The sequence below is a fragment of the Kitasatospora purpeofusca genome, assembly GCF_034043715.1.
Classification (GTDB): domain Bacteria; phylum Actinomycetota; class Actinomycetes; order Streptomycetales; family Streptomycetaceae; genus Kitasatospora; species Kitasatospora purpeofusca_A.
This window is the reverse complement of the sequence record NZ_JAXCLC010000065.1, coordinates 36,900-54,450: the sequence shown is the minus strand read 5'-3', so window position 1 is coordinate 54,450 and position 17,551 is coordinate 36,900. Positions and strand designations below refer to the sequence as shown.

At 74.3% G+C, this 17,551-nt stretch carries 10 protein-coding genes; 6 read left to right on the top strand and 4 right to left on the bottom strand.

Going from position 1 to position 17,551, the window contains the following annotated elements; all coding sequences use genetic code 11:
• Positions 1 to 130 precede the first annotated feature (130 nt).
• The gene (locus SM793_RS28070) at positions 131 to 697 is read left to right on the top strand and encodes a hypothetical protein (RefSeq protein ID WP_320441085.1); all 567 of its coding nucleotides are present in this window, start codon (positions 131 to 133) and stop codon (positions 695 to 697) included.
• Between the two features lie 36 nt (positions 698 to 733).
• Entirely contained in the window at positions 734 to 1,300 is a 567-nt protein-coding gene (locus tag SM793_RS28065) for a hypothetical protein (protein WP_320441084.1), read from the top strand.
• Between the two features lie 76 nt (positions 1,301 to 1,376).
• On the opposite strand, the gene SM793_RS28060 is transcribed toward SM793_RS28065, so the two are convergent.
• A complete protein-coding gene (locus SM793_RS28060) occupies positions 1,377 to 2,591 on the bottom strand; it encodes a mechanosensitive ion channel family protein (RefSeq protein ID WP_320441083.1) in 1,215 nt (404 codons plus the stop codon).
• A 469-nt stretch (positions 2,592 to 3,060) separates the two neighbouring features.
• Here SM793_RS28060 and SM793_RS28055 point away from each other — a divergent pair, with 469 nt between their 5' ends.
• Positions 3,061 to 3,705, top strand: a complete 645-nt coding sequence (locus tag SM793_RS28055) for an HNH endonuclease (protein ID WP_320441082.1) — start codon at positions 3,061 to 3,063, stop codon at positions 3,703 to 3,705.
• 148 nt (positions 3,706 to 3,853) lie between these two features.
• On the opposite strand, the gene SM793_RS28050 is transcribed toward SM793_RS28055, so the two are convergent.
• Positions 3,854 to 7,993 carry a beta-N-acetylglucosaminidase domain-containing protein gene (locus SM793_RS28050; RefSeq protein ID WP_320441081.1) on the bottom strand — a complete coding sequence of 1,380 codons (4,140 nt, stop codon included), beginning with the start codon at positions 7,991 to 7,993 and terminating at the stop codon, positions 3,854 to 3,856.
• Between the two features lie 473 nt (positions 7,994 to 8,466).
• On the opposite strand from SM793_RS28050, the gene malQ reads away from it, so the two are divergent.
• Entirely contained in the window at positions 8,467 to 10,653 is a 2,187-nt protein-coding gene (gene malQ / locus SM793_RS28045) for a 4-alpha-glucanotransferase (protein ID WP_413816048.1), read from the top strand.
• A gap of 20 nt (positions 10,654 to 10,673) precedes the next feature.
• Positions 10,674 to 10,904, top strand: a complete 231-nt coding sequence (locus tag SM793_RS28040; RefSeq protein WP_320441080.1) for a hypothetical protein — start codon at positions 10,674 to 10,676, stop codon at positions 10,902 to 10,904.
• A 167-nt stretch (positions 10,905 to 11,071) separates the two neighbouring features.
• Here the strand turns inward: SM793_RS28040 and pepN are convergent, their stop codons facing one another.
• Together pepN and SM793_RS28030 are read right to left on the bottom strand one after the other, a co-directional pair.
• Complete coding sequence (gene pepN / locus SM793_RS28035) at positions 11,072 to 13,651, bottom strand: aminopeptidase N (RefSeq protein ID WP_320441079.1); 2,580 nt, start codon at positions 13,649 to 13,651, stop codon at positions 11,072 to 11,074.
• Positions 13,652 to 13,789: 138 nt separating this feature from the next.
• A complete protein-coding gene (locus tag SM793_RS28030; RefSeq protein WP_320441078.1) occupies positions 13,790 to 15,568 on the bottom strand; it encodes a PQQ-binding-like beta-propeller repeat protein in 1,779 nt (592 codons plus the stop codon).
• Positions 15,569 to 16,283: 715 nt separating this feature from the next.
• Here SM793_RS28030 and SM793_RS28025 point away from each other — a divergent pair.
• Complete coding sequence (locus SM793_RS28025) at positions 16,284 to 17,468, top strand: ROK family transcriptional regulator (protein ID WP_320441077.1); 1,185 nt, start codon at positions 16,284 to 16,286, stop codon at positions 17,466 to 17,468.
• Positions 17,469 to 17,551 lie beyond the last annotated feature (83 nt).

Sequence of the window (17,551 nt, the reverse complement as noted above, 5' to 3'; positions counted from 1 at the left end):
GGCGGCGTCGGGGGGAACCGTGACCGTCCGGGGAAGGCGGCGGGGGGGGGGGGGGGGGGGGGGGCCCCCCCCCCCCCCCCCCCCCCCCCCCGCCCGGCGTCGTACACCCTCGAACCAAGGAGAGTCCGCATTGAAGACCGCCATCGCCACCCGCGTCCCCGCCGGCTCCTTCTTCGACGTCCGTACCTCCTCGCTGACCAGCTCCAGCGACCCGGCGCTCCCGTACGTCATCGCGTTCTCCGAGAAGGCGCGGCACCACATCCCGCCGAACACCGTCAGCCCGGAGCCGTCCTCCCTCTTCCTGGCGGAGAACCTGCTGCACGAAGGGACACACCAGTTGATCAGCTTCCACGTTCTCCAGAACAAGGTCTTCGCCGACGGGTACTCGACCGAGACCTCTCCCAAGATCGAGATCAAGTGGCGAGCCGGGCAGGGAGTGGCCCGCAACCAGTTCTGGGAAATCGACCGGGCCTTCCACGCGACCTGCGTCTACAACCAGCTGCTGCGATTCCGTCGGACCGAACTGAACCGCGACGACCTGACGCCCAACGAGCGCGCGAGCTTCCGAGCCGCCTACGACGGGGGACTGCCGGCCGTCCGGTACCTCATGCGCGAACTCGAACTCCTGGGTGAGCACTTCTCCCCCCACGGCATTGAGCTGCTGGCCGATGTGCGTCAGCAGACCGACGAGCTGTAGTGCCACGCCGAGCAGAACCGAACGAGGGAAGGCCAAGTGCTCCAGCACCTCATCACACAGGACGACGGCCTGCGTATGGTCCCCATCGACCGGACCGAGCTGACCGCCGCGGTCGGCCGACTACGTGACGAACTGCGGGCCCTGCCTGAGGAGACCGACCCCGCGCGTACTCGGGTCTTGACGCGATGGATCGGCCTCGGCCAGATGTGCCTGGGGCACCATGAGGACGCCCGCACGTTCCTCGGGCAGTCGCTCGGCCTCGCCGCAGCGATCGGCAACACCGGAGCGGTCGTCGCTACCGGGCTCAACCTGGCGGACGCGCACCGCTACGCCGGTGACGTGCGGACGGCGGACGCGCTCTACCGCAGCGCGCTGAACACCGCGCGAAGCCGGCACCCGGAACTCCTCGACTTCGCGCTCCAGCACACCGGCAAGCACCTGATGGAGCGAGGAGATCTGGCGGAGGCCAAGATCCATCTGCAAGAAGCTCTGAGGCTGCGGATCGCCAAGGGGGACACCGAACTGGTCCGGTCCACGCAGGCCGCACTCGCCCGGGTCGAACTGCTGCTCGGCGGCGCCGCAGCAGCCGTACCGAGGGCCTGAGGCCCCCGCCCCCGGACAGTGCGGAGCCCCGCCTCACAGTGGCTCGGAGACGGGGCCCGGTGGCGTTGCCCCGGGGTCAGGGGGTCCTGGACGGGTCGACCGGCGCGGACGGCGGGGCCGGGATCGGCGCCGCCGCCTTGTAGCCCGCCGAGGACGGATCGGCCAGCGCGGACGGCGGGGCCGGATCGGTGCCCGGCGCCGGCGCCGCGGCCGTGCTCAGCACCATCGCGGCGGCCGTCCCGGCGGCCGCGCCCGCGGCGACGGCCGGCGCGACCTCCTCCTTGACCTTGATCCCGGCCTGGTCGAAGACCGCCTTGAGCCGCTGGCGCAGCGCCCGCCCCACGCTCAGCGACTTGCCGGGGGCGGTCCGCGCCTCGACCCGCAGCACCACCGAGTCCGCCGCGACCGACTCCACGCCCAGCACCGAGAACGGCGCCCAGACCAGCTCGTCGAACGGCGACTCCTTGGCCAGCGCCTCCGCGGTCTCCTTGATCAGCGCCTCGACCCGCTCCAGGTCCTCCTTGTAGCCGACCTGGACGTCCACCGAGGCGGTCGACCAGCCCTGGCTCATATTGGCGATGCGCTTCACCTCGCCGTTGCGGATGTACCAGATCTCGCCACCCGCGCCGCGCAGCTTGGTCACCCGCAGGCCGACCTCCAGCACCGTGCCGGTGGCCACCCCGGTGTCGATCTCGTCGCCGACGCCGTACTGGTCCTCCATGATCATGAAGACCCCGGAGAGGAAGTCGGTGACCAGGTTGCGGGCGCCGAAACCGATCGCCACACCGGCCACACCGGCGCTCGCCAGCAGCGGCGCCAGGTTGACCCCGAGCGCGGACAGCACCATCAGCGCCGCCGTGCCCAGGATCGAGAACGACGCGACGCTGCGCAGCACCGAGCCGATCGCCTCGGCGCGCTGCTGGCGCCGCTCGGGGTTGACCACCCCGGTGTTGGCCAGCAGCCCGCCCAGCCGGCTGGGCTCGTCCTCGTTCTCGCCCGGCCGCACCATCCGCGTTATCAGCTGGGTGATCACCTTGCGCACCATCGCCCGCAGCACCAGGGCCAGCACGATGATGAAGACGATCCGGACGCCGCTCGCCAGCCAGTCCTGCCAGTGCGAGTCGAGCCAGCCGGCGGCCTGCCGGGTGGTGTCGGAGACCTCCTGCGCGCTGGTCGGGATCCTGAGGTCCGGCAACTCCGGGGCCGTGGGAGTCGGGGACGGCGCGGGCGTCGAGGCCGGCGTCGTGGCGGACGTGTCGGCGAGGAGGCCGGCGGCACCGGAGCGGAACACGTGCGGGACCTTCCTGGAGGGGTCGTGACCAGGTCCGCCGCCGCGGTGCCCACCCGGGGTTGGCACGCCCCTGGCCTGCGGACCGTCCGCCTACCCTAGCCGCCGTCCGGCCACCGGCCTGACATACCGAACGGGCCGGGCCGCCCTGCCACGGGGCGCGCACACCCGCCCGGACGCCCCGTCAACGCGCCCGCACGCCGCGTTCGGCGCTGCTCCGCACGGCTCAGCGACACCCCGGCGGTACTCCCGGTGACACCCCGGAGGGGCACCGGAGTGCAACCCGCGCTTCCCCCGGGCATACCGGGTATGACAGAACCCACACCCGGAGTTCACATCCGGTCCGTTACACAGGAGTGGTGGCGCCGTACAAAGGCGTAAGGCGACACTGGGGTGGATCACGCACCCGTTGCGTGATCGAACCGCTCGTCCCGGCGCGAGCCACGCGCCGCAGGCGTCCAAGGAGGCATCCGTGCCGCATGTCCTGGTCCTCAACGCGTCCTACGAGCCACTCGGCGTCGTATCGATGCGCCGCGCACTCATCCTCGTCCTCAATCACAAGGCGGTCAGCCTGGAGGACTCGGGGGTCACTCTGCACAGCGCCACCAGCGCCCTTCCGGCGCCGTCCGTCGTCCGTCTGACCCGCTTCGTCCGGGTCCCGTTCTGCGGGCCGGTCCCGCTCACCCGCCGGGCGCTGTTCGCCCGCGACCACGGTCGTTGTGTCTACTGCGGGGCCGCCGCCACCAGCGTCGACCACGTCATCCCGCGCAGCCGGGGAGGCCAGCACCGCTGGGACAACGTGGTGGCGGCCTGCCGCCGCTGCAACCACACCAAGGCCGACCGCCACCTCACCGAGCTCGGCTGGCGGATGAAACGACCACCGGCGCCGCCCAGCGGCCTGGCCTGGCGGATCATCGGCACCGGCATCAAGGACCCGCGCTGGCGGCCCTACCTGGAGCCGTACGGCGGGAACGACCAGTTCCGCGCCCCGCAGTGGGACGAGTACGAACACCACGACCATATCGACCCGGCCCACCCGGTCCCACTCGGCCGGGCCCACGCCGGCCACCCCGCCCCCGTCCGCCGCGGTGAGCAGGCGGAACCGCTCTCCGCCTGAGTCCGCACCACAAGGGCTTGCCCGTCATCACTCCCGGTACGCCTCATGGGCCGCCGCGCACCCCGTATCGGGGAGCGCGGCGGCCCGCCGTTTGCGCCCGCCGCCCGCCCTACTCCGGCTCCGCCCGCTCCCTACGGCTCCCCGCTCCCTACGGCTTCGGCCGGGAGCCGGTCGGGCTGCCGCTCGGAGTGCCGGTGGCGGCACCGGCACCGGGACTCGTGGCGGTCGGGGCGGGGGTCGGCCCGGTCGGACCGGTCGAGGGCGTCGGCACGGCCGGCGGTGTGGTCGCCGTCCCGCCACCCGGGACTTCGGTCTGGCCGCCCGACTGCTGGCCGCCGCCCGGCTGCCCGGTCGGCGGCGTCACCGGCGGCGTCACCGGCGGGGTGACCGGAGGTGTCACCGGCGGCACTACCTGGCCGTCCACCGGGGCGACGGCGTACAGCTCGACGCCCCAGAGCGAGTAGCCGTACTTGGTCGCCCTGGCCACGCCCTGGATCCGCAGGAACTTCGCGCCCGGCGCGTCGAAGCGCACCGTCTCGTTGCCGCCCCTGCCGTCCCCCACGGCCGCGACCGTGGTCCAGGAACGCCCGTCCGCCGAGGACTGGATCTTGTACGCGGCGGCGTACGCGGCCTGCCAGTGCAGCACCGCCGAGCCCAGGTGGGTCGCCTTCGGCAGCTCCAGCTGCACCCAGGCGTCGTCGGCCGCCGGCGAGGACCAGCGGCTCCTCGGATCCTGGTCGGCCACCGCCGAGGCCGGGAAGTTCGCGGTCTCGTCGCCCGAGGAGGTGGCCTGCGCGGTGATCGCCAGGTCGGGACCGCCGGTCGGCGGCACGACATGCACCTGGAGCACCTGGCGGACCGTGGTCTGGCCGGCCACGAACACCACCGGCACCTGGTACGTCCCGGACGGCGTCTCCGGCCCGGCGGTGACCAGCAGCGGCACGCCGACCTTGCCGCCGCGCGGCACGCTCACCCCGGTCACCGGCGCGACGGTCAGCCCCTTGGCGACGGCCGGCACCTCGGTCCGCAGCTCCCCGGTGACGCCCTCCGGCCGGCCGGCCTCGACGGTGACCCGGGCCTGGACCGGCACGGCCTCCCCGATCACCGCGTCCACCGAGGCGTCGGCCAGGCTCAGCCGGGCCGCCGGGGCGTCCGCGTACCAGGGGATCACCTGGTTGACCACGGGCGGCTCCCCGCCCGGCTTCCAGGCCAGCCGGAACGCGTCGGCGGCCGGACCGCCGGCCGCGAGCTCGTTCCACCCCGGCTGCACGGTGCCGATCTCGGTCCAGGTGCCGTCCTGGTGCCGCACCGAGACGGTGGCCGAGGCCCGCACCCCCGGGTCGGTGAGCACGGTCAGCCGGTCCAGCGGCCGGGCGGCGCCCAGCTCGACCGTCAGCGGCTCGTCCTGCGCGGTCGGCGCGGTGGCCGCCCGGTAGGCGGTGTCCGGGTTGCCGTCCAGCACGGCGGCGGCCGAGGAGCCGGGCAGCGCGGCCGGGCCGCCGGAGACACTGGACGGCAGCTCGTCCGGCGCGGTCACCGAGAACTCGCGCACCGCGACCGCGGTCTTCTGCGCGGCGGTGGCCCGCAGCCGCACCGCCCGGACCACCGTCCCGGCGGGCACCTGCGCGGAGACGGACTTCTGGTTCTTCACCGAGGCCAGCTTCTTCCAGCCGCCCTCCCCGGTGGAGTACTCCAGCACGCCGTCCCGGATGTAGTCGTCCAGCGCGCTCTGCCCGTCCGGACCGTTGCCCCAGGAGCCCATCAGCACGGTGACGCTGCCGACCGGGCGCCCGCCGCCGAGGTCCAGGCCGACCGAGTCGCCCTGCTGCGGCGGCGCCGAGCTCCAGTAGAAGGTGTCGGCGACGCCGTCGGCCATCAGCGCCGGCAGGTGGTCGTGCGCGGTGCCCAGGCTGGTGGTCGCGGTGATGCCGCCGCCCTGCACCCCGGCCCAGGTGTCGGCCGCCTGGAGCGCGCGCTCCAGGAACGGGCCGAGCACGCCCGCGCCGACCGTCGCCGGGCTCTGGCCGAGCTGCTCGCGCAGCTTGGTCAGCTCCACCCGGGCCTTCCAGGCGGCCCCGCCGTCGCCGCCGCGCTGGGCCAGCAGCATGTCCAGGGCGGACTGCCCGGCGAGCCCGAAGTCGCGCAGCGGCGCCAGCCAGGGAGCGGCCTCGGCGGCCAGCGGGGCGGTGGCCTGGGCGGCGGCCAGGGTCTGCTGGGCGCCGGCCATCGCGGTGAACGCCTCCCGCAGCGGGGCGGCCGACTCGATCAGCCTCGCCACATCCGGAGCCGCCCCCGAGGTCGGCTCGGCGGACGCCCAGAACCGGTCCATCAGCGGCAGCAGATAGCCGGACTCCTGCTTGGTCAGCGGCGAGGACACGCTGTTCCCGGCCAGCGCGGTGACCGCGGCCAGGGTCTCCCCGGTCGGCGTGGCCGTCGCGCCGGTCGGCCCGGCCAGCGAGCGCAGCGCCGCCCGCCAGGAGTCCTCCGGCTTGTAGGCGGACGGGTTCCAGGCGAAGTCACCGGCCGTGGAGAGCGCGATCCTGGAGGCCACCGGCTGCCGCATCGCACCGGTCAGCATGACGGCCGACCGGGTCGCCACCTCGCTGTCCCGGCCGGTGTAGGCGCCCAGGAACAGCCGGTCCGGGGTGGCGTCGTTGACCGGGTAGTTGTCCATGGTGACCAGCGGGTGCCCGTACAGGCCGCCGGTGTCCGTGACCTGGGTGCCGGTGATCCGCTCCGGGATCACCCCCACACCGCTCCAGGCCACCTGCACCCCGGAGGGCAGCGCGGCGGCCAGCGCCGTCCGGTACGGGCTGGAGCCCTGCTGGTGGTACTCGGTGGGGACGACCGACAGCGGCGCCAGGCCCGGGTTCCGCGCGATCAGCCGGTCCTGCACCTTGGCGGCCAGCTCCGCCTGCGCCTTCGCGGCCGCGACCGGGCCGGTGCCGTACTTGGACCGGTCGTCGGAGCAGTGCCACTCCTCGTAGGACACGTCCAGGAACTGCAGCTGGAAGGCGGAGAAACCGAGCCGGCGCAGCCCCTCCAGCTTGGCGACCAGCGCGTCCGCGTCCTTCCCGGAGCTGAAGCAGAAGGACTGCCCGGGGTCGATCGCGTAGCCGAGGGTGACATGGTCGCGCGCGGCGCGGGCGGCCAGCGCCCGCAGGTCGTTCTCCCGCTCCTGCGGGTAGGCGTCCCGCCAGCGGGCCAGCCGGTACGGGTCGTCGCCCGGCGCGTAGAGGTAGAAGTTCTGCTTCGACCGGCCGAGGAACTCCAACTGGTCGAGCCGCTGCTGCTGCGTCCACGGGGTGCCGTAGAACGCCTCGGCGGTCCCGCGCACCGGCGCGCCGGACGGCCAGTCGCGCAGCACGATCCCGGGCAGCCCGAGGCCGGCCGCGCCGGGCGCCTGGCCCTGGTCCGCCGGGACGGCCGCCAGCAGTTGGCGCAGCGACTGGGCGGCGTAGAAGGTGCCGGCCGCGTCCGCGCCGGCCAGCACGACCGCGCCGTAACTGCCGCCACCGGCCACCGGCAGCTGACCGGCCGCCAGCACATGGCCGCCGGACGGCAGCCCGGCGGTGCTGGGCGCGGCGGTGTCCTTGCCGCCGGCCGCAACGGTGAGCTCACGCAGGACCCGGTCCGTGTCGCCGCCCGCGCCCTCGGCGGGACCGCCGACGTACACCACCAGCGAGCCGGCCACCGGCGGTCCCGGCTGCGGCGACGGGGTCACCACGGTCGCGCCGGCGATGCCGAGGACCTCCCGCACCGAGGCCACCGCGCCGGGGTCCGCGTTCGCCGCGGTGACCAGGGTGACGGCGCCCGGCACGGTGACCGGCTTCCCGGTCACGCGCTGCTCCTGCGGACGCGGGAACACCTGGGGGTCGCTCAGACTGCCGAGCGGGGTCTGCGGGGTGCCGCTCGCGGTGCTCACCACGTCCGGACCCGGCGTGTACCCGGGAGCCACGGCGTACGCTGCCGGGCCGCTCACCAGCAGGCCGCCGACCACGGCGGCCGCCGACAGGGTGGCCGCCACCTGGAGGGTCCGCCGGCTCGGCGCCCCCGGGCGCGAGGCCAGGGCGCGCTCGGCCCGGACCGAAGGCAGCAGCGGCGAGGTGCCCTTGAGGTCGGCGATCAGCCGATCGGCCGTCCGGGGAGCCAGTTGACGGCACGTCCGTGCGGTGGCCCGACGGGCCGCGAGCGCCGTCGGGTGCTGGAGCACCTCGCGCAGCGCGGGGCTCTGCTCCAGCTGCTGACGGAACCGCCGGCCGGCCACCTCTGACACTCGGGCTTGCACAGGAGCCTCCTAGCCAGGCCGGAACCACATCGCGGCACAGCCCACCAGCTCTGTTTGACGGTGTCAACGTCGTCGACGGGTATGCCGACTTTGTCCGGTTTACCCGCGACTGCAACCCTTCGTGAGGCTCCCTTTTTGGGGCTCGGCTCGCCTCCGGGGCGCTTACGTCCGGTGCCGACGGTCGTCGCTCCGATGCCCCTTCGTTCCTCAGGGGCCTCCTCGCTCCTCCCTTTCGGCACCGGCGCGCCCCTTCGGCTCGCTCGCGGTCCGTGCTGGGCCGGGGTCAAAGACTCACCCGTGCGTGGTGCCGGTGGACTTGCCCGTTCGTGGTGCCCCAGGTCCGTGCACTCGTGGTGCCCCTATCGGCTCCCGGTTCTGTTCCCGGTCGTGTCGCGCAGCGTCACCGGGGCGTCACCCGGGTAGGACTGTGGCTGTCCTGACTGGGCGTTGCCGAGACATCGCAGGAGTCGCGAGTGGCCGCTTATCTCGACCGTGACGGAGCCGACGCACTGGAGGTGCCGGCCCAGGACGCGCCTCCGCCGCCGCCCGACCTGGTGGCACTGGCGCAGGCCCATGGGGTGGACACCGGCCACGGCCCCGGCGGGGCGCCGGCCGGTGCCCGCACCCTGGTCGCCGTCCTCGCCGCGATCGGCGTGGCCGCCGCCACCCCCGACGCCGCCCGGGAGGCCCTCGCCCGCCACCGGGCGGAGCAGCGCGCCCGCCTGCTGCCCCCGACCGTGGTCGCCCGGGCCGGCCGCCGCACCGCCCTCGACCTCCCCGCCGACACCAGGCTCACCGTCGTCCTGGAGCAGGGCGAGCGCTGGCGGCTCCCGAACGGCCACGCCCACTGGCTGCCCGCCGACCTCCCGCCCGGCCGGCACACCCTGCACGCCGAGGCCGCGGACCGCACCGCCACCGCGCACCTGATCGTCGCCCCCGACCGCCTCCCCGCCCTCCCCGGCCGGGGCTGGGGCTTCCTCGCCCAGCTGTACTCCGTCCTCTCCGACCGCTCCTGGGGCATGGGGGACCTCGCCGACCTCGCGGACCTGGCCACCTGGGCGGGCTCCCTCGGCGCGGCCTTCGTCCAGATCAACCCGCTGCACGCGGCCCTGCCCTCGACGCCCTCCGACCCGTCCCCCTACCGCCCCTCCTCCCGGCGCTTCGCCGACCCGGTCCACCTGCGGATCGAGGAGGTGCCCGAGTACGCCTACCTGGCCGGCGAGGAGCGGGCCGAGGCCGACGAGCTGCTCGCCCGCGCCGCCCGCCTGCGCGCCGAGGTGCTGGTCCACGACGGCCTCATCGACCGCGACGAGGTCTGGGCCCTCAAGCGCCGCGCCCTGGAACTCCTGCACGGCGCGTACCGCCGGTACGCGGACGGGCACGGCGCCGTCCGCACGGCCGCGTTCGACGCCTACCTGGCCCGCGAGGGCGAGTGGCTGGAGCGGTACGCGGTCTGGAACGCCCTGGCCGAGCGCCACGGCGCCGACCACCACCACTGGCCGAAGGGCCTGCGCCACCCCGACTCCCCGCACGTCCGGCACGAGGCCGACGAACTGGCCGACCGGGTCGCGTTCCACCGCTGGCTCGCCTGGCAGGTCGACCGCCAGCTCGGCCGCGCCCAGCAGGCGGCCCGTACCGCCGGCATGCCGGTCGGCCTGGTGCACGACCTCGCGGTCGGCGTCCACCCGGACGGCGCCGACGCCTGGGCGCTCCAGGACGTCCTGGCCGCCGGGATCTCGGTCGGCGCGCCGCCCGACGCCTTCAACGCCCACGGCCAGGACTGGGGCCTGCCGCCCTGGCGGCCGGACGCGCTGGCCGCCGCCGGCTACGCGCCCTTCGCCGAGCTGATCCGCTCCGCCGCCCGGCACGCCGGCGCCCTGCGGATCGACCATGTGATGGGCCTGTTCCGGCTCTGGTGGGTGCCGGCCGGACACGCCCCGACCGAGGGCGTCTACGTCCGCTACGACGCGGAGGCGATGCTCGCGGTGCTCGCCCTGGAGGCCCACCGGGCCAGCGCCGCCGTGGTGGGCGAGGACCTCGGCACCGTCGAGCCGGGGGTGCGCGAGGAACTGGCGGAGCGCGGCGTGCTGGGCACCTCGGTGCTCTGGTTCGAGCGGGACTGGCAGAGCGGGGGCGCGATCCTGCCCCCGGAGCGCTGGCGCCCGGGCAGCCTGGCCACCCTGACCACGCACGACCTGCCGTCCACCGCAGCCCGGCTCTCCGGCGAGCACGTCGAGCTGCGCCACCGGCTCGGCCTGCTCTCCCGCGCGCTCGGCGAGGAGCAGGCCGAGTCGGCGGCCGAGCTGGCCGACTGGCGGGCCGAGCTGCTCCGGCTGGGCCTGCTGGACGGGGACGAGCCGCTGTCGGCGGCGGCGCTCTACCGGTTCCTGGCCGGCACCCCGGCCGAGCTGGTCGGCGTCTGGCTGCCGGACGTGGTCGGCGACCCGCGCCCGCAGAACCTGCCCGGCACCTGGGACCAGTACCCGAACTGGCGGCTGCCGGTCGCGGACGGCTCCGGGCGCCCGGTCACCCTGGACGGCCTGGCCGCCGCCCCGGGCACGCGGACCCTCACCGGCCTGCTGCGCTCCGTGGGCGCCCGACCGGCGGCCGGACCGGGACCGGCTCCCGAAAGGCCGACCCCGCCGAGCGGCTCGGCGTAAGTCGCGGGTAAGTTGGCACCGTGGACAAGAGGAACGCTTTGCGAGCCGGCGCGGTCACCGCGACGGTCACGCTGATGATGCTGCTGTCGTCGCCCGCCATGGCCCTCACCCGGGACGACGGCGACGACCCGGGTAGCGGCCTGAGCGTCGCCCAGACCCTCGGCCTGTACGTGCTGCTCCCGATCGCGGCCTTCGTGATCATCGGCGCCCTGGCCATGGTGCCGTTCGGCGGCAAGGACAGGAAGAAGTAGCCGAGGGCCCTCCACCACGGAGCCCAGTACAGAGCCCGAGGGGGCGCCGGACGATGTCCGGCGCCCCCTCGGGCGTTTCCGCGCTGCGCTGGGTGCGACCCCAGGCCAGGTGCGACCCCGCGGGGTGCGTCCCCCTCCGCGCGGGAGGGGGACGCACCCCGCCGGTGTCAGCGCTCCCCGGCGGCCCGGTCGACGGCCTGCGCCTTGAGCGCCCGCTCCACCCCGGCCCGCGCCTCGACGATCTGACGGCGCAGCGCCGGCGACGGCTCCGCGGCGGTCAGCCAGGCGTCGGTGGCGTCCAGCGTGCCCTGCTCGACCAGCAGCGCCGGGTAGAGGCCGACGATGATCTGCTGCGAGATCTCGTGGCTGCGGCTCTCCCAGACGTCCTTCACCGCGGCGAAGTACTTCTCCGAGTACGGCGCCAGCAGCTCGCGCTGGTCGGCCTGCTGGAAGCCGCCGATCACCGCCGCCTGCACGTAGTTGGTGAGCTCGTCCGACTCGACCACGGAGGCCCAGGCCGCCGCCTTCGCCTCGGCCGTCGGGCGGGCCGCCCGGCAGCTGGCCGCGTGCTCCTGGCCGGCCGCGGTGTTGTCGCGGGCCAGTTCGGCCCCGATCGCGGCCTCGTCGGCCCGGCCGGTCGCGGCCAGCCGGCCCAGCAGGACCCAGCGCAGCTCGGTGTCCACGGCCAGGCCGGGGATCACGGTGCCGCCGTCCAGCAGCCCGGCCAGCAGGTCGAGCTGACCGCCGGTCCGGGCGACGGAGCCGAGCACCCGGGCCCAGGCCAGCTGGTGGTCGCTGCCCGGCTCGGCGTCGCGCAGCGCCTGCTCGGCGGCCTCGGCCCAGCGGGCCAGGCCCTGCTCGCGCCAGTCCGGGTCGGCGTAGACGTCGAGCGCGAGCTTCACCTGGCGCTGCACCGACTGGACGACGCCGATGTCGCTCTCCCGGGGCAGGCCCGAGAGGGCGAGCGTCAGGTAGTCGCGGGCGGCCAGCTCGCCGTCGCGGGTCATGTCCCAGGCGGAGGCCCAGCACAGCGCGCGCGGCAGCGCCTCGGTGAAGCCGCCGAGGTTCTCGGTGACGACGGCCAGCGAGTCCTCGTCGAGGCGGACCTTGGCGTAGGTGAGGTCGTCGTCGTTGAGCAGGATCACCGCGGGGCGGTGCCGGCCGACCAGCTCCGGCACCTCGGTGCGCGGGCCGTCGACGTCCAGCTCGATCCGGTCGGTGCGCACCAGCGCGCCGTCGTTGAGCTCGTACAGGCCGACGGCGATCCGGTGCGGGCGCAGCACGGCCTCGCCCTTGGCGCCGGCCGGCAGCGCCGGGGCCGTCTGGAGCACGGCGAAGGACTCGATCTCGCCGTCGGTGTTGAGGGTCAGCGCGGGGCGCAGCACGTTGATGCCGGCGGTCTCCAGCCAGGCAGCGGACCAGGCCTTGAGGTCGCGGCCGCTGGCCTTCTCCAGTGCGCCGAGCAGGTCGCCGAGCCGGGTGTTGCCCCAGGCGTGCTGCTTGAAGTAGGCGCGCACGCCCTCGAAGAAGGCGTCCTGGCCGACGTAGGCCACCAGCTGCTTGAGCACCGAGGCGCCCTTGGCGTAGGTGATGCCGTCGAAGTTGACCTGGACGTCCTCCAGGTCGTTGATCTCGGCCATGATCGGGTGGGTGGACGGCAGCTGGTCCTGCCGGTACGCCCAGGTCTTCATCTGGTTGGCGAAGGTGGTCCAGGAGTTGGGCCACCGGGAGCCGGGCGCCTCGGCCTGGCAGACCGCCTCGGCGTAGGTGGCGAACGACTCGTTCAGCCAGAGGTCGTTCCACCACTCCATGGTGACGAGGTCGCCGAACCACATGTGGGCGAGCTCGTGCAGGATCGTCGCGGCGCGGGCCTCGTACGCGGCGTCGGTCACCTTGGACCGGAACACGTACTGGTCGCGCAGGGTGACGGCGCCCGCGTTCTCCATCGCACCGGCGTTGAACTCCGGCACGAACAGCTGGTCGTACTTGGCGAACGGGTAGGGGAAGTCGAACTTCTCCTGGAAGTACTCGAAGCCCTGCTTGGTGACCTCGAAGATCGCCTCGGGGTCGAGGAACTCGCGCAGCGAGGGCCGGCAGTAGATGCCCAGCGGCACCTTCTGCTCGCCGTTCTCGTAGCTGTCGAAGACCCCGACGTAGGGGCCGGCGACGAGCGCGGTGATGTACGAGGAGATCCGGCCGGTCGGCGCGAAGCGCCAGACCCGGGTGCCGCCCTCGCCCTCCGGCTCGGGGGTGGGCGAGTTGGAGACCACGACCCAGTCGGCGGGCGAGGTCACGGTGAAGGTGAACGCGGCCTTGAGGTCGGGCTGCTCGAAGGAGGCGAAGACCCGGCGGGCGTCCGGCACCTCGAACTGGGTGTACAGGTAGGTCTCGCCGTCGACCGGGTCGACGAACCGGTGCAGGCCCTCACCGGTGTTGGTGTAGGCGCAGTCGGCGACCACCCGCAGCTCGTTCTCGGCGGCGAGGTCCGGCAGCGCGATCCGGCTGTCGGCGAAGGCGCTGTTGTCGAGCCGTACGCCGTTGAGGACGATCTCCTCGACGCCCGGGGCGACCAGGTCGATGAAGGTGGCCGCGCCCGGGGTGGTGGCGGTGAACCGGACCACGGTCGTGGACCGGAACGTGCCCCCCTCTCGGGCCGAGCTGAGGTCGAGTTCGATCTCGTACGCGTCCACGTGCAGCAGGTCGGCCCGGGTGCGGGCCTCGTCACGGGTCAGATTGGTGCCGGGCACTCGCAGGACTCCTTTGTCGGGCTGATGCCTGGCATCCTGCCATGTCCGCCCGCGGGCTCCGGCGGAATACTTCCCGGGTACGCCGCGGGCGGGGTGGTACGGGCCGGTCGGGCCCGCACCACCCCGCCCGGGGTGCCGTTACTTCTTGACGAACTTGAAGACCGGCGGCTCCATGCTGCTGCGGGAGAACCCGTACAGCGCGCCGTCCGAGTTCAGCACGAACTCGTTGCTGCTCAGGCTGATGCTGAAGGAGGAGGAGTCCTTGCCGAGCGCGATGGTGCCGAGCTCGCTCACGGCGCCGTCGGCGGGGGCGAGCGCCGCCAGCTTGGCGTCGGTGCCGTAGCCCATGTCCATGACGACCCGGACCTTGCCCTCCTTGTCGGTGCCGGAGACCAGCCGCAGACCGTCCTTGGCCTTGCCGTCGGTCGACCAGAGCCGCTTGCCGGTGTTCAGGTCGTAGGCGTTCACCGAGGGCTTGGTCGGGTTGGTCTGCACGTACAGGGTGGTGCCGCTGACCACGCTCTGGGTGATGGCGTCGCTCAGGCCGCTCAGCCGCAGGCTGTCGTAGCCGGGCTCCTTGACGGGCATCTGGGTGCCGGCCTTGTTGGTCTTGTCGAACGGCAGCACGTAGTCGCCGTTCGGGCCGCTGGACATCGAGACCACGAGCGGCTGCTCGGAGAGCACCTTGTCGACCCGCTCGATGGTGCCGGCCAGGGTGATCGGCGCGGGCGAGGCGACCTTGCCGGTGTCCGTCTCCACGATGACCAGCTGCGACTTGACGGTGGTGCTGAGGCCGTAGCAGCGGTCGGTGACCACGATCTGGGCGCCGGCGACGGTGCCGTAGACGCTGCAGTCCTTCTCGCGCGGCTGGAACGACCAGGCCGCGGAGCCGTCGGCGATGTTGACCGCGGCGGCCGTGTTGGCGCCGATGCCGACCACCTTGTCGGTGACGGTCAGGGTGGGGGAGGTCATCCGGCTCTGCCCGACCTTGACGGTCCAGCTCAGCTTGCCGGTGGTGAGGTCGATCGCGGCGATGGTGGAGCAGTCGCTGTCACCGGTGTTCAGCGCGATCGCGGCGATGTGCTTGGAGTTGGCGCTGTACGAGGCGGAGCAGAACTCCTTGGCACCGGAGGGCACCGGGATGTTCCAGGCCTCCTTGCCGTCCGAGGTGTTGACGGCGCGGATGCCGGTGGTGTCGGCGCGCACCGCGACCTTCTCGGCACCCCAGATGGCGAGCATCCGGGTCGAGCCGCTGACCGAGCTGGCCGGCTTGTCGGCCGCCCAGGCCGGGTTGTAGGCGCCGGCCTTGCCGCCGCCACCGCCGCCCGTGGCCGCGCCGCCGGTGGTGCCGCCGGTGGCCGGCGCGGTGACCGTCCCGCCGGTGGCGGTGGCGTCCCCGCTGGGACCGCCGGTGACCTGGCCGGTGGTGCCGCCGGAGGCGGCCGGCGGGTCGTCCTTCTTCTTGTTGTCGTCGGTGAACAGCACGATCAGCGCGGCGACGATGGCGATCGCCAGCACACCGCCGATGATGCCGCCCCAGACCATCACCGGGTTGCGCTTCGGCGGGGCGACGGGCGCCGGGGCGCCCGGGTAGCCGTAGCCGCCGGCCTGCTGCGGGTAGCCGTAGCCGGCCGCGCCGCCGTCGGCGGGCGGGGCGGTGTAGCCGTACTGCTGGCCCGCCGCCGGGGCGCCGAACTGCGGCTGGCCGGGGGAGGGGTCGTACGGGCCCATCGGCGGGGCCTGCGGCGGGGCGCCCGCCGCGCCCTGCGACGGGAAGGCGGGGGCGGTGGGCGCGTAGGCGTACGCCCCGGCGGCCCCCGGTGCCCCGGCCGGCGGCGCGGGCGGCCCGGCCGGGGCCGGCGGTGCGGCCTGACCGGGGACCGCGGCCCCGTCGAGCTGTGTCTGCTGGTCGGCCACGGCCGCCGGGTCGACGCCGCCCGCCGGGCGTCCGAGAGAGACGCCCCGGTTGTCCGGACCGCTGCCGGAAGCTTCGCCAGCCCCCGGTGTAGGGTGATCCCCTGCCATCTGATGCCCCGTCATGTCTGGAATCGTCCCTGGAGCGGCGCGCATCCGCGGCCGCCGGGACGGGTGAGATTGGGCACCATCGTACGGGGGATCGGTTTTCGGACCGGCGCCGGAACCGGAGCTCCCGGTCACCCCCGCGCCGACCTGCGGCGCTGTCAGGATTTCAGCCGCCCCGCCGACCTGCGCCGGAGCCGGTTCGCCGGCCCGCCGCCCGGCCCGCCCGCCCTCCCCGGCCGCCCCCGATCCCTCACCAGCCCTTCGCGCACTCTCCCCCGTGCCTTCACCCGGAGACAGGCTCCCAGGGCCTGTCTCTTGGATCCTTGCCGGGGCCGCGACGCCGGGGCACGCACGCCCCCAGCCTTCGGCCGGGGGTACCCCCACGCCGCGTTGTCGTCGGTCGCCAATGGCCTCCGGCCGGGAGGTGCCCCCACCGCAGTGGCTCCGCCCCCAGCCTCCGGCCGGGAGGTGCCCCCACCTCCGCCTTGCGATGCACGCACCCCACCGCCGCGACCTCGCCCGACAAAATCCAAGAGACAGGCCCTAGGCTTCAGGACTTGAAGGGGACGCCCGACTGGAGGGGTCCCCGGCCCCCTTGGGAGGGTGGATCATGTCGACGGACACTCCGGGCTCGCAGTCCTCGCTGCACCGGGCCAACCTGGAGCGGGTGCTCCGCGCGGTGCGGATGGCCGGCTCGCTGACCCAGGCCGAGATCGCCCGCGGGACCGGCCTCTCGGCGGCCACGGTGTCCAACATCGTCCGAGAACTGAAGGAGACCGGCACCGTCGTGGTGGCCGACACCTCCTCCGGCGGACGGCGCGCCCGCAGCGTCTCGCTCAGCGGTGACGCCGGCATCGTGGTGGGGATCGATTTCGGCCACACCCATCTGCGGGTCGCGGTCGGCAACCTCGCCCACCGGGTCCTCGCCGAGGAGAGCGCCCCGATGGACGTCGACGTCTCGGCCGCGCAGGGCTTCGACCGGGCCGAGGCCCTGGTCGAGCGGCTGCTCGCGGAGGCCGGCTTCCGCCCGGACAAGGTGATCGGCGTGGGCCTGGGCGTGCCCGGCCCGATCGACGTGGAGACCGGGGCACTGGGCTCCACCGCGATCCTGCCCGGCTGGACCGGCATCGCCCCCGGCCGCGAGCTGGCCGAGCGCCTCGGCATGCCGGTGCACGTCGACAACGACGCCAACCTCGGCGCCCTCGGCGAGCTGGTCTGGGGCGCCGGCCGCGGCCTGAGCGACCTCGCCTACATCAAGGTGGCCAGCGGCGTCGGCGCGGGCCTGGTGGTCAACGGGCAGATCTACCGGGGCCCGGGCGGCACCGCGGGCGAGATCGGCCACATCACCCTGGACGAGGCCGGCCCGGTCTGCCGCTGCGGCAACCGGGGCTGCCTGGAGACCTTCGTCGGCTCCCGCTACCTGCTGAACCTGCTCACCCCGACCCTCGGCGCCGAGCTCAGCCTGGCCCGGGTGGTCGAGCTGGCCCACCAGGGCGACCTCGGCTGCCGCCGGGTGATCGCCGACGCGGGCCGGCAGATCGGCACCGGTGTGGCCACCCTCTGCAACCTGCTCAACCCGCGCCGGGTGATCCTCGGCGGCGAGCTCGCGGACGCCGGGGAGCTGGTGCTCGGGCCGATCCGCGATTCGGTGGCCCGCTACGCGATCCCCAGCGCCGCCCGCCAGCTGTCGGTGGTCCCCGGTACCCTGGGCGGCCGGGCCGAGGTCCTGGGCGCGCTCGCGCTGGTCATGAGCGAGGCGGGGGACTCCAGCGCGCTCGCCGTCGCCCGTCCCTGAGCCCCGGCTCACGCCTCGGCTCTCGCCCCGGTTCCCGTCCCGGCCGGGTGCAACGACACGCCGGTTTTCCACGTTCACCCGAA

What these genes read in the sequence shown, in the direction of transcription:
- SM793_RS28025 (WP_320441077.1), top strand. Translation starts at nt 16,284, where the DNA reads ATGTCGACGGACACTCCGGGCTCGCAGTCCTCGCTGCACCGGGCCAAC.